The sequence below is a fragment of the Candidatus Woesearchaeota archaeon genome, from assembly GCA_016180285.1.
Classification (GTDB): Archaea; Nanobdellota; Nanobdellia; order Woesearchaeales; family JACPBO01; genus JACPBO01.
In genome coordinates this window covers 1-11,485 of the sequence record JACPBO010000042.1, presented here as the reverse complement: position 1 = coordinate 11,485, position 11,485 = coordinate 1, and the positions used below count along the sequence as shown (strand labels likewise).

Annotated in this window: 14 protein-coding genes and 2 tRNA genes; 7 read left to right on the top strand and 9 right to left on the bottom strand. The window is 36.6% G+C overall.

The window, feature by feature from the left end; genetic code table 11:
• Positions 1-67: 67 nt before the first annotated feature.
• A tRNA-Ser gene (locus HYU07_07180) sits at positions 68-224 on the bottom strand.
• A gap of 268 nt (positions 225-492) precedes the next feature.
• On the opposite strand from HYU07_07180, the gene HYU07_07175 reads away from it, so the two are divergent.
• Genes HYU07_07175 through HYU07_07165 form a run of 3 tightly spaced genes read left to right on the top strand, consistent with a single transcriptional unit; the run spans position 493 to position 3,110 of the window.
• Positions 493-1,419: a transcription initiation factor IIB gene (locus HYU07_07175; protein ID MBI2129982.1), complete on the top strand. Its 927-nt coding sequence runs from the start codon at positions 493-495 to the stop codon at positions 1,417-1,419.
• Positions 1,420-1,476: 57 nt separating this feature from the next.
• Positions 1,477-1,797, top strand: a complete 321-nt coding sequence (locus HYU07_07170) for a hypothetical protein (GenBank protein ID MBI2129981.1) — start codon at positions 1,477-1,479, stop codon at positions 1,795-1,797.
• The gene (locus HYU07_07165) at positions 1,794-3,110 is read left to right on the top strand and encodes a prephenate dehydrogenase/arogenate dehydrogenase family protein (GenBank protein MBI2129980.1); all 1,317 of its coding nucleotides are present in this window, start codon (positions 1,794-1,796) and stop codon (positions 3,108-3,110) included. Before HYU07_07170 ends, HYU07_07165 begins: the two co-directional genes overlap by 4 nt.
• Here HYU07_07165 and HYU07_07160 read toward each other — a convergent pair.
• Positions 3,107-3,418 (bottom strand): MGMT family protein, encoded by a 312-nt coding sequence (locus HYU07_07160; GenBank protein MBI2129979.1) that lies wholly within the window; start codon positions 3,416-3,418, stop codon positions 3,107-3,109. The genes HYU07_07165 and HYU07_07160 overlap by 4 nt on opposite strands.
• Before the next feature lie 132 nt (positions 3,419-3,550).
• Between HYU07_07160 and HYU07_07155 the strand changes: the two genes are divergently transcribed.
• On the top strand, positions 3,551-4,762 hold the full coding sequence (locus HYU07_07155; GenBank protein MBI2129978.1) for a ribose-phosphate pyrophosphokinase: 1,212 nt from the start codon (positions 3,551-3,553) through the stop codon (positions 4,760-4,762).
• A gap of 16 nt (positions 4,763-4,778) precedes the next feature.
• Here HYU07_07155 and HYU07_07150 read toward each other — a convergent pair whose 3' ends face one another.
• From HYU07_07150 to HYU07_07130, 5 genes are all read right to left on the bottom strand, one after another.
• On the bottom strand, positions 4,779-6,353 hold the full coding sequence (locus tag HYU07_07150; GenBank protein ID MBI2129977.1) for a hypothetical protein: 1,575 nt from the start codon (positions 6,351-6,353) through the stop codon (positions 4,779-4,781).
• A gap of 7 nt (positions 6,354-6,360) precedes the next feature.
• A tRNA-Ile gene (locus HYU07_07145) sits at positions 6,361-6,482 on the bottom strand.
• A 169-nt stretch (positions 6,483-6,651) separates the two neighbouring features.
• A complete protein-coding gene (locus HYU07_07140) occupies positions 6,652-6,795 on the bottom strand; it encodes a hypothetical protein (protein ID MBI2129976.1) in 144 nt (47 codons plus the stop codon).
• Between the two features lie 48 nt (positions 6,796-6,843).
• Entirely contained in the window at positions 6,844-7,470 is a 627-nt protein-coding gene (locus tag HYU07_07135) for a hypothetical protein (protein ID MBI2129975.1), read from the bottom strand.
• 19 nt (positions 7,471-7,489) lie between these two features.
• The gene (locus tag HYU07_07130; protein MBI2129974.1) at positions 7,490-8,059 is read right to left on the bottom strand and encodes a hypothetical protein; all 570 of its coding nucleotides are present in this window, start codon (positions 8,057-8,059) and stop codon (positions 7,490-7,492) included.
• A 333-nt stretch (positions 8,060-8,392) separates the two neighbouring features.
• On the opposite strand from HYU07_07130, the gene HYU07_07125 reads away from it, so the two are divergent.
• The 3 genes from HYU07_07125 (at position 8,393) to HYU07_07115 (ending at position 9,915) form a co-directional block, all read left to right on the top strand.
• Positions 8,393-8,671 carry a winged helix-turn-helix transcriptional regulator gene (locus HYU07_07125; GenBank protein ID MBI2129973.1) on the top strand — a complete coding sequence of 93 codons (279 nt, stop codon included), beginning with the start codon at positions 8,393-8,395 and terminating at the stop codon, positions 8,669-8,671.
• Between the two features lie 153 nt (positions 8,672-8,824).
• Positions 8,825-9,409, top strand: a complete 585-nt coding sequence (locus tag HYU07_07120) for a winged helix-turn-helix transcriptional regulator (protein ID MBI2129972.1) — start codon at positions 8,825-8,827, stop codon at positions 9,407-9,409.
• Positions 9,406-9,915: a HEPN domain-containing protein gene (locus HYU07_07115; protein MBI2129971.1), complete on the top strand. Its 510-nt coding sequence runs from the start codon at positions 9,406-9,408 to the stop codon at positions 9,913-9,915. Before HYU07_07120 ends, HYU07_07115 begins: the two co-directional genes overlap by 4 nt.
• Before the next feature lie 2 nt (positions 9,916-9,917).
• Here the strand turns inward: HYU07_07115 and HYU07_07110 are convergent, their stop codons facing one another.
• Positions 9,918-11,051 carry a DNA topoisomerase IV subunit A gene (locus HYU07_07110; GenBank protein ID MBI2129970.1) on the bottom strand — a complete coding sequence of 378 codons (1,134 nt, stop codon included), beginning with the start codon at positions 11,049-11,051 and terminating at the stop codon, positions 9,918-9,920.
• Positions 10,993-11,485: DNA topoisomerase VI subunit B (locus HYU07_07105; protein MBI2129969.1), on the bottom strand; the 493-nt coding region annotated here is incomplete at its 5' end. The genes HYU07_07105 and HYU07_07110, both read right to left, overlap by 59 nt.

Below are 11,485 nucleotides of genomic sequence, written 5' to 3'. Positions count from 1 at the left end.
CCACCTGATGCGGTGAATAGCAGCAACATTCCACCCATCTTTGATGGGTGGTTCTTGACATAAAAAACGCCGCGATCCGGACTTTCGACAATCAAACCTGCGAAGCAGGCTCTGTGCAAAAAATCTTTTTACGGATCATTTAACACATCATTGTTTTGAACCGGAAAGGCCTTTCGGCCATCAGCTCTCAAGGCTGACGCAGTACCAGGTTGTGCCATCGCGGCATGAAAGAAAGTATAATGGGTTATTATATAAATTTTTGTATCATTTATTTTGAAAACCGCAGCTTTTTTAAATTTTTCTATAAAAATTTTGAAAAAATCCACCGTCTAAAAGCCTAAAAATACCAAAAGCTTTATATATAAGTTACGCATTTCCTTTATAAATATTGTTATACTTCATTATATATGTTGGGGAAAGAAAAAGGGTGTAACAGCAAAAGAGCGTGTTTAAGCTTGATAATGTTATAAATAAAGCTATCTGGTGAGAAAAATGCCTGAAATGGTCAAAAAATGCCCTGAATGCGGCGGAATAAACCTGTTCTGGAATAAAGATAAAGGAGAGATCATCTGCAAAGACTGCGGCCTTGTTATTGAAGACAAAATGGTTGATTTTACGCAGGAATGGCGCAATTTTGAAGACGAAGGGGGCGAATCAAAAAGAAGGGGCGGCGCTCCTATGACATACACCCAGTATGACCAGGGATTGGGGACAGAAGTCGGCCAGCAGGGTGATTTATACCAATTAAGAAGCAAGGATAGAAACAAGTTTTTCAGGCTGAGAAAATGGCAGTACAGGATTTCTACAGCTATTGAAAGAAACTTAAAGCTCGCATTGGCTGAACTGAAAAGAGTCAGCTCTTATCTGAAGCTTCCAAAGTCTGTTGAAGAAGAATCTTCAAGAATTTACACTTTGGCTGTGCAGCGCGGATTAGTAAGGGGAAGAAGCATGGAATCTGTTGTTGCAGGAGCTTTATATGCGGCCTGCAGAAGGCATGAAGTTCCAAGAACATTGGATGAATTAAGCGAGGCATCAGGTATTGAGAAGAAAGAAATCGGAAGAACTTATAGATTTGTAACAAGAGAGCTTGGAATAACAATACTGCCTTCAAATCCTGCTGATTATATTCCGAGATTTGCATCTGCATTGAAATTAAGCCCTGAAACACAAAGCAAGTCTGTTGAAATACTGGAAAGGGCGCAGAAAGCTGAATTAACATCAGGAAGAGGGCCAACCGGAATTGCAGCTGCTGCTTTGTATGTCGCAGCCCTGATGCACGGCGAAAAAAGAACGCAGAGGGAAGTCGCAGATGTTGCAGGAGTTACAGAAGTTACGATCAGGAACAGATACAAGGAATTGCTGGATGAGCTTGATCTTGAGAAAGAGATAAAGAAAGTGAAGAAGAAAAGGAAGAAATAAGTTCTTTGTTTAAAATACTTTTAAAAGAGGTGATGAAAGTAGAAGGAGGCATATGGAATGGGTAACCAATATTTATTAAAAACATGGGAATTATTAATCCCTGGTAAAAATTTAATAAAGGGATGTGAACAGGAGAATTTCTCGAAAAGACTCGGCTATCATCTATTAGGGACGGCGGAATGCATAATTCGCGGGGCAATTATCGGAGGTGCTGCAGCATTAGCTCTGAGAAGGAGTATTGATACTGTAATTAATGCTGCAATAATAGGTTCTACTATAGATGCCTGTCAATATATTGTAAAAATTAAAAGAGTGTCTGAGGCCAGCTATAAGGATCCTGAAAAGTACATGCAGTACAAAAAACTGTATCTAAAATGACTGAGCGAGTAGGTATAATTGGGGGAGCGGGAGCAGAAGGCTCTTATTTTGCAGATATCTTGCAAAAGTCTGAATTAGAAGTTGCTATTTCCGACATTAATGTTGAAAAGGCAAGGAAGTTATGCGCAGAAAGAGGTTATCTTCTTTTATCTTCTGAGGAATTAATGAAAAGTTCTAATCTTGCTCTTTTTTCCCTACCGATTCGTATTGCACCAATCGAGATTGAAAGATGGGCACCGCTAGCTAATGAAGCGATTGCTGATTTAAGTTCTGTCAAAACTAAAGCAATGGATGCCATGATTAAATATTCAAAGCCTGAAATAGAAGTATTTGGTGTTCATGGAATGTACAGGCCCAATGTCTTACCTTGGGGCCAGAATGTTTTGATGATTGAAGGAAGGCCGAAAGAAGGCGGGAAATGGTTTAACAAAATAGAAGGGATTTTTAAGAAAAACAGAGCAAATATTGATAAGTTAGTTGAGCCTGCTGAGCATGATTATGAAATGGCTCCTTTGCAGATCGAGCCTCATTCAGTAGCATATGCATTTTTAACAGCATTAAAAAGTTTATCAGAAAAAGTTGGTTTTGAAAAGCTGCAAAAGCACTCAACTCTGTTTTTCAGATTGATGATGGATGCTACTGGAAGGGTTGTATCAGATCCAAATCAGGGCGAAATGTACGGCTCAATACAGATGGAAAATCCTGCGACCAAAGCAGTTTACGATTTGTTAATTTCGGCTTTAGAGCATCAAAGAGATATTGTAACTTCGGGTGATATTGAAGCATTCAAAACCATGCATGAGCAGCTGAGTAACTTCTTGGGGGAATACGCAAGACAAGCTGCTGAAAGAACTGATAGAATGGCTGGCGCTCATCCGGTGGGTATCCAACTATTCTACGGAGCTGAAGAAAGAAAAAGCATAGAAGATGCCCTAAGAGGATTCAGAAAGTCACCTCAAAAATATAAAGAGTATTTAGAAACAGCAAGGATTTTTGAAGGCGATATATCTAAGTTGCGTAAAAACTTTGTGATTGCAAGAGAATCTTTCCATGGTGTCGAAGGCTATAAAGAAGGCAACTTCGCATTTTACGTTATTAATAAAAAATATCCTGGACATAAGAAAGGAATAAGGTTTGCACCAACAATACCAATAAACAAAAAGAGGATAAAGAAACATAATCCGGAATATGTCAGGGTGCAAATGTATAATAGGTTTGGCGATCCCTTCCTGAACCTGTTTGACACTTATAACAGAAAGAAAAGATTAAAAATATTAGGCACTTTGGTTGCCTTTAGTAAAAAGAATTATTAAAACCTAAATAGTTTTTCTTCAAAGTCAATTATTTCATTATTTTTTACCTCAATCCCCTCTTTCTTCAATAAATTAATCTTCTTCTTTATTCCGCGTGAATACCCGCCAATGCTTCCATCGCTCTTCACAACCCTGTGGCAGGGTATGATCACTGGGCATTTATTCTCATGCAATGCCCTTCCAACTGCTCTATAAATTTGGCCTTTTCTCTTTAATGCCCTGCCGATCTCCTTGTAAGTTGTTATTCTGCCTTTTGGTATTTTTTTGACAATAGCAAGGACTACGTCATTGAAATTTAGTTTAGTCATTCTGTTTTAGTTATATAAAATGCTATTATTTAATTTTTACGCTGTTTTACGTAATTATTTTTGGAGAGTAGTTAATAAAAGAGAAAGATATTTAAATTATAATGTAATTTCAAAGCTTAAGGTGGGGTGAAGATGGTTAACAAAGATTTGATTCTTGTTTCAGGAGACTCAGAAGGCAAAAAACTAGCTAGAGATATTTTTAGAATACTCAGAGAAGAATATAGTATTGGAGAAGATGTCAAAGTTCTGGAAGGGAAAAAGGCAAATGAACTAACTCCTGAAGAAAAAGTAAATAAAAATGAAACTAGACCCTTAGTCATAGATGAGTTTCCCGATACAGAAACAAGAGTGGAAGCGGGTCTATTCTCTGTTCAACCTTTAACTGGCGCTCATGTAGTTTATATTGATTATTTATTTCAACCAAACTCAGATTTAAGCATAAATGATAGGCTAAGCCAAGCAAGGGGGTTCGGTGAAATGCTAGAATACATTCCTATAAGAAAACTGACTTTTTGTTTTCCTTATTCTACTTATGTAAGAGCACATTCTGTTGAAAAATATGCAGAAAGGGGATTTTTACAAGCAAATATACTTAGAAGATTTATAAGGGATTTTTCAAGATTACCGGAAGATTGGCCAAATAAAAAAGCAAGAGTAGAATTAATAACAATAGATGTACATAATGAAAAAATATTTGATTATTGTAAACGCTACAGCGTTTTATTTCATCACTATGATCCTTTCAGGGCAGAAGCTGATTATACAAAATTAGGCATAAATAAGTTAAGCGATGATGTTAAGCCAAGGTTAGCAAGACTAACTCCTTTTTTAACATTCTACAAAGAAAATGAAGACCGGTTAAAAGATGCCGTTGTTGTTATCGCCGATGATGGAACAGAAGATAGAACAAAGAGTTTTGGGAGATCAATAGGTGAATTATATGAAAATATGCCTGTAGCAATAAAGGATAGAATTGATGCAGGTAATATTCGTGTAGCTGGTTTTAAACCTTTTGGGAAGATAACACTTGAAAACATCATCAAAGGAAAAACTGCAATTCTGATAGATGACTTGTTAGCCAGTGGTGGAACTGCTGTTGACACAACTACTTTCTTAAAAGAAAAATGCGGCGCTAGTTATGTGATTTGGCTTTTAAGCCATAATGTTAATACAGACCCTTCTAAAATAGAAACATCTTCAATTGATGAGCTATATGTGCTAGATACTGTACCGCAAAAAACACCCAAGGTAAATGTACTTGAATATAGTAAATATCTATTGGCCTCAAGATTGTATAAAAGCTATAAAGCAGATATCCCTGATAAAAGGGTAATAACATTTTAAAATAGAGTATCTGTAATCAATAATCCCCTAGGCTTATCTGCCCTCTTCTTTTGTTCTCCTTGACTTTCATCTTCTCAAAATCCTCTCCGACCTGCTTCTTAATGTCAATAGCAGTATTAGATCCAAGTATCTGCGCCAGTGCCGTCAGATCTGCCTTTTTAACATCTGCGATATCTTTTATTCCGTTATTGAAAAGCATCCTTCCCCTTACTCTTCCAATATGCTTTAATTTCATCAAAGGCAATAATTCTTCCTTAACACCGTATTTCAGCCTGAACCTTAATTTCATAATTTCTTTAAGCATGGGCTTTATTTCCAAAATCCTTGACAGTTCCTCAGAAGCATAAAGCAGCCAGTCTGCAATGTTGAGCTTCACTCTTGTTTCGCCGGGCCTTGTATTATATTGCTCCAGCAGATATTCTTCATTCTTTTCATTAACCCAGTCTTCAAAGAACAATGCTGTTTTTACAGAGCCAAGATAATCATCATATTCCTCTTCATAAAGATTCGGCTCTTTTTCAAGCAGGTTATTCTCATAGCCTGCAAGCTTTTCCTGCACTTCATCCCATTCTTTTGTTTTAACAGTAAGCAAAGGACGCATTTCCAAAGTATGCGATATAACTTGCAGAAGCGAAAAAGAACAAACAGAAACAACTACGCTGTTTTTCAGGCATGTTATCAAATGATGAGCTGTTAATGGGTCAACATAAAGCTCTGCAACTCTTTTTCCAATTAATGTTGCATCATAAGCTTCTTTTTCAAGCTCATTCGCAGATTTAAAATCCTCTTTTGAAGAGCTTTTTATGAATTTCCATTCTTCCAGTAAGCCAAGCATTTTTGAGATTATTGCTTCAAGTTTTTCCATATCCCTGAACTGAAATGCCCAGAATGTCTTTTCAAAAAACACCATTATCTGGGTTTTTGTTTTTACAAGATTTGAAGCAATTAAAGACAACAGATAAGTCCTTAAAACAGGCTCAACTGCGAGCTTTGAAAATATTTCTTCCGGCTCGCCAAGAATAAATTTCTCATGTATTTTTTCCTTTTCAGGCTCTGATGATGCAATGCAGATTGCTTCTCCGAAGCTGTCGAATTTCGGGCGCCCGGCCCTGCCTGCCATCTGCAAAAATTCAAGCACAGGAATATATTGGTAGCCCTGATGGCCATATCGTTTGAGATCCTTTAGCACAGAGCGGAATGCTGGAAGATCTAATCCAAATGCCAACGTTGGCGTCGAGCAAATTATTTTTATTGCGCCATTTCTGAAATTCTCTTCAATCAGCTCTTTCTGCTTGTGGTGCAGCCCTGCATGATGGAATGCAATGCCTTTTTTCAAACATTCTGAGAGCCTTTTGCACTGCCTTGTCGGCTGCGCAATTGCGCGCAATGCCTTTTCTGACAGATCATTAAGGCTTTTGTCCTCTGTTTTGAGCTTTTTGGCTATTTCTTCTGCTGTTTTTTCAGCTGATTTTTTTGTGTTTACAAATATCAAAGCCTGCTTTTTTATTTTTATTGTGTCAAGCGCAATATTTAAAGAAGGGTCATCTGTCAATTGCTCTATTTCTTTCTTCGGTATACTTGTCTGTTTCATAAGAATATGGCCCCGCGGAGATTTGAACTCCAGACCTTAATCGGGACTTTTCATCCTTACGATGTCTAAGCTGGTTATCAGTTTCGTAGCTTCTGCTCGTACGCTCTAACCAGGCTAAGCTACGGGGCCAAAAACGCCCTCGGGCAGACTCGGACTGCCGACCTCATGATTGCTGCATAGTTTAACAGTCATGCGCTCTACCTATTGCTTCACACGAGCCTAAACTCAATGCGTCTAAGCTACGAGGGCTTAAGAAATAAAGATTTGAAATTTATTTATAAAGGTTTTTGTTTATTCGCTAAAGAATCGGCTGCTCACTGCCCCATAGCCTGGAATGCTGAGTGCAGTTCTTCTTTCCTTCCCAATAGACATGGCAGTCTTCCTTGAACTTCTCCCATTTAATGCAGTCAACGCAGCATTCAGGAATGCTTGTTTTTGGCATATTTAAGATGTAATATCTCAGAATTTATAAAGTTTATGGTAAAAACGTTTAAATTATTTTTATTTTAGACATTTTTTTGATAATGAAATCTTTAATCATTTTTATTAGGTTAAAAATTGAAAGAAATACGGAAAGTGAAATCAAAATATAAAGTGGAGCAAAAATACCCAATAGTAAATAATAGTCAGTTATTAGTGGTTGGAGTATGTTCAATAAGTAGATAATTGATAACTCAATAAGTAGCCAAATTAAATTAGACCAAAAGTTTTTTAGTAGTTTCACAAGGCATTTAAAAAGTAGATTTCCTAAAAAACCTAAGACTGCAAAAAATAAAATAATTATGATCCCGATTTTTACCCAGTCTCCATAAAAGGTTATGAAATAACCAATAATGATAACTGTAAAAACTGAGAATAACAACTTAAAAATAAACAAATACCTATTATTTTCTGATCTCTTGTCATACCAGATATGTATTATGAAGGTTGTTGATAAAAAAATAAAAAGTAAGAAGGTAATACCGGGTAAAACATTATCTTTTAATATTAACTTAGTGAAATCATCAATTGGTGAAGTAAAAGAGAAATATTTAGTCAATGCAGCAAATACACCAATAGCTGCAAGATATCCTTTGTTATCATCTATGAATTTGCTAAATTCTTCTATTTTTTTCATTTCGTTAATTCACGTCTTTTTATGTTTCATAAACTTTCATAGGTGTTGTCGCTATTATCTTTAATTTTCCATCCTCTCTTTGAAAAATCCATTTTACATCAACCTTGGTGACCGCAGATTCGTATGTTTCTTTATTATGCATTTTTGTTACTTGATAGATTGTAGCTGTAACAACATCGTCCTTCTCGGAGAATTCTTTAATGCTGAATTCAACATAGTCGTAGCTTATTAATTGAAATATTTGTTTAAAACTTGATGCATAAGTATTTATATCCAAGGAGGAACTAAAATCTTGAAGATATAAATTTAAATCTCCTAACAACATCGCTTTCTTTTGATTTTCAAGTATCTGTTGTAGTTCTTCTGCAGTATTAGATTTTTTATCAAATATACATACCCCTCCAGACACGCCGATACCGCCTGATGTTCTACAACGTTCTATTTCTTCTACGGTAGTAACTCTTTCATTAACACTAGACGGGGTTGAGCTTTTTCCTGTGTATTGCGTTTCTTGCAGACTAGTTTTCTGATAGCATCCAACTAAAAAAATAGAAAATAAAAGCCAAAAAAAGACTTTATTTGTTTTCATATTATTGCCTCATTATTCGCACACCGTACATTCGCAACTATCACAAGCTCCTAAACCGCCCCAGCTATTATGCAAACAAGTGCAATCTGCCATTTTGTCGCAACCAGGATTCGTTCTTGTTATTGTTCTACATTTTGGTTTACTTTCACAACCAGCGATCAACGAAATAGATACTATTAACAACACTAACAAAAACAACATAACTATTTTTTTCATAAAGACCACCCTGTTTATTATAGTGCCTGTTAAGTACAAAGGCTATTTAAATCTTTCCAATTTTGGTAAGTGAAATGGTAGTATCCTTATTTATTATTTGACTTACCATTTCTACATATGGATTGTAAATTAATTTCATTCGTCCTCAGAGCCAAGAATAGAAGAAAGGTATTTCTTCTACTTGCAAAGGAGAAGCTAACTCCCTCCCAAATTATGAAAAGAACAAATATGTATGAATCTCATACGAGCAGGACATTAAAAGAGCTTTTGAGCAGAAAATTAATAGTTTGTGAGAATCCTAATGAGCGTAGATTCAGATTCTATAAAATAACTTATTTAGGAAAGAAAACGGCAAAAGATGTGGAGAAAATTTTAAAAGAAATTGGGAAAGTTTAATATTGCTAAGAAATGCATCGATATTGAAAAATCAAAAACTAATGTTCTGGTTGAATTAATTGAAGGTTTTGTTAGATAGAACGGATCATCTGCTTATTTCAAAACCGAAAAGTATTTAAACTTGGAGTTTATATATTTAAACTTGGAGTTTATATGAGAGACATAGCCAAAAACGAGATGCTCTTTATCCTGGGCATCTTCAAAAATCCAGCAACAGAATATAACGCGAGCAGCATAGCGAGAGCTATGGGAATCAGCCCGATGGGCGCTTTGAAGATAGCAAGAAGGCTCGAAAAGGAAGGGGTAATAGTTTCAAGGCAATTTGGGAGAGCAAGATTTTATCAATTAGCTCTTGAAAATGATTACGTAAGGGAATACATAAAATTTCTGCTGAAAAGAGAAGCAGAACAGGCTTCAAGCTATGTAAAGGTATGGCTGAGGGAAATCAACAAAATAAAAAATGCAGATTTTGCACTATTGTTCGGCTCTGTTTTAAATAAGCAGAAGGAAGCGAAAGATATAGATGTGCTTCTCGCTACAGAACAAAAAAGATTTCAAAAACTTAAGGAAGAAGTGGAAAAAATAAATTTTGTAAACATAAAAAAGCTGCACTCGGTATACCAATTAAAAGAAGATATTAAGAAAAACATTAAAAAACAAGATAAGATAATATTGAATGCCATAAAAGGCATAGTTGCTTTTGGCGAGGACACATTTATAGATGTGATGAAAAGATGAGCCATGCAAAAAACAAAGTTGAATGGTGCTTGAAAAAATCAGAGCGGGAATTAAAGGAAACAGGAAAACACAGAGGGCTTGCCAAGGCAAATCCGAACTTAGAAAAGGCACGAGGTCATATAAAAAAAGCAGAGCATTATCTTGAAGCAACAGATTATTTGAAAAAAGGGAATTTCTCAGACATAAGCGCAAGCACTGTATTCTATTCAATGTATCACTGCCTGCTTGCAATAGCTGCAAAATTCGGGTATGAATCCGGGAATCAGGAATGTACTTTTGCTTTAGTTCACAGCCTGATTGAAGATGGTAAAATTGATTTTGAAAAAGAGCTGTTAGATAAGATATCCTCATTGGATGTTGAGAAAAAAGAAGAGCAAACAACAATTGAAATAAGGGAGCTGTACCAATACGGGACAAGCCTTTCCATTAAAGATAATCTGTACAAAGAACTTTTTGAACTAGCAAAAAAGGTCATTGCAAAGACAAAGGAAATAATGGAAAGATAAGTTTACGGTAAAAACTTCTCTGGGTGCTTTAGCTTATCTGGCAGGTAAGTATTGATCACATAGTTGAGCCCCCAGGCTGCCAAAGCCTGCTGCTCTGCCCTGACTTTTAAGTCTATCATCTGTTTTATGGCATTCTGCCATTCCTTATGGTGCAGTACAAACGGATCATTTTTCAGGGCATCTTTGGCTCTCTTAATATCCACTTCTTTCAGAGGATGCGAAGGCAATTTGTAATCTATGACATCCTGCGTTGTAACCCCTAAAAATCTCGCATTTGGGACGCAAAAATACCTGTTGATGTGTGCGGAATTACCGGAGCCAACCTTAAGCGTTCTGTATATATTCATGTAACCATAAGGATCATTGTCAGTGAATACATAAACAGGCAATTTTTTAGAATCGGCAAGCCTTCTGATAAACCTTCTGCACGCCCTTGTCGGGACTCCGCCCATTGAAATTAAAATGCAGTCTGCTTTTTTCCAGTAATTATGCTTCACTAATCTCTGGAACATTCCTGCTGTCTCTATTGCGAGTATGAATTTTGCATCTGTCTCAAATTTCAATTCCTCCACAGATGAAGGAATAGAATATGCGCCAGAGCCCATTTTAGTGCAGTCAATCTTTAATTCTTTTCCTGTATCCTGGTCTTTATCAATTACAATAAGCCTTCCTGCAACTTCTCCGCCTTTTTCCTCCGGAATAAAGCCCATTTGCTCGCGATTAACCATAAGCATTGCTTCAATATCATCCATAACAGTATCTGATTCCGGCTGTTCTTTGAATCTGGCCTCGCCCCAGTTTTTAGAAACATAATAAGCCTCCCTTTTAGTTGCAATATCATCTTTATCGACTAATTCCTTTGATAAAGCCATCATCCGCAAAGTCTGGGCGAATGTTTTAACGCTGCCAACAGTAAGAGTTCTTGATTTCATCTTTCCAACTAAATCAAAATAGCCTGTTTTTTCGTCATACTTGACATTAACCAAAGCTCTCAGGGGCGATTCTACTTTAGGCTGTTTTTTAGCTAAAATTGACTTGTATATTCCCTGTGCAAGATCTATGATTTGTTGTGCGACTTTATTCATTTTCTGCCTCTTCTTTGCTGTCTTCCCTGCCGATCTTGGCAAATTCTTCATCATATTCTTCGTTTTCAATTTCTAAGTCTTCCAGCTCTCCCCTGTTTTTTTCAAGTATCTCGGCAAGGCATTTCTCGACTTTTTTCTCATCATCTTCCTTAAAGCCAACAATTTCTTTAAGAGCTTCTGCAACATGAGGAATATATGTTTTGATATAATCGCGCTTTGCACCCTCATTTAAAACACGCTTTTTCTTATAAACATAACTTCCCAGCTTCCTTCCGCATTCCTGAACTGCAAGCTTTATCTCTTTTATGATTTCAGGATAATGCGCAATTGCCTCCTTGCTTTCTGATGTAAATGGCACCCATACAGATGACATATGAACAACAAGGGCTATAGGCCCGAAAGGCAGTGAAGTTCCGCTCTGCTGCAGGCCATAAGGCTTCCAGTTTGTTTCAGTTACAGCGTCAAAAATTGCGCAGGCTCCCTGC

What these genes read in the sequence shown, in the direction of transcription:
- HYU07_07175 (MBI2129982.1), top strand. Translation starts at nt 493, where the DNA reads ATGCCTGAAATGGTCAAAAAATGCCCTGAATGCGGCGGAATAAACCTG.
- HYU07_07170 (MBI2129981.1), top strand. Translation starts at nt 1,477, where the DNA reads ATGGGTAACCAATATTTATTAAAAACATGGGAATTATTAATCCCTGGT.
- HYU07_07165 (MBI2129980.1), top strand. Translation starts at nt 1,794, where the DNA reads ATGACTGAGCGAGTAGGTATAATTGGGGGAGCGGGAGCAGAAGGCTCT.
- HYU07_07160 (MBI2129979.1), bottom strand. Translation starts at nt 3,418, where the DNA reads ATGACTAAACTAAATTTCAATGACGTAGTCCTTGCTATTGTCAAAAAA.
- HYU07_07155 (MBI2129978.1), top strand. Translation starts at nt 3,551, where the DNA reads ATGGTTAACAAAGATTTGATTCTTGTTTCAGGAGACTCAGAAGGCAAA.
- HYU07_07150 (MBI2129977.1), bottom strand. Translation starts at nt 6,353, where the DNA reads ATGAAACAGACAAGTATACCGAAGAAAGAAATAGAGCAATTGACAGAT.
- HYU07_07140 (MBI2129976.1), bottom strand. Translation starts at nt 6,795, where the DNA reads ATGCCAAAAACAAGCATTCCTGAATGCTGCGTTGACTGCATTAAATGG.
- HYU07_07135 (MBI2129975.1), bottom strand. Translation starts at nt 7,470, where the DNA reads ATGAAAAAAATAGAAGAATTTAGCAAATTCATAGATGATAACAAAGGA.
- HYU07_07130 (MBI2129974.1), bottom strand. Translation starts at nt 8,059, where the DNA reads ATGAAAACAAATAAAGTCTTTTTTTGGCTTTTATTTTCTATTTTTTTA.
- HYU07_07125 (MBI2129973.1), top strand. Translation starts at nt 8,393, where the DNA reads ATGGATTGTAAATTAATTTCATTCGTCCTCAGAGCCAAGAATAGAAGA.
- HYU07_07120 (MBI2129972.1), top strand. Translation starts at nt 8,825, where the DNA reads ATGAGAGACATAGCCAAAAACGAGATGCTCTTTATCCTGGGCATCTTC.
- HYU07_07115 (MBI2129971.1), top strand. Translation starts at nt 9,406, where the DNA reads ATGAGCCATGCAAAAAACAAAGTTGAATGGTGCTTGAAAAAATCAGAG.
- HYU07_07110 (MBI2129970.1), bottom strand. Translation starts at nt 11,051, where the DNA reads ATGAAGAATTTGCCAAGATCGGCAGGGAAGACAGCAAAGAAGAGGCAG.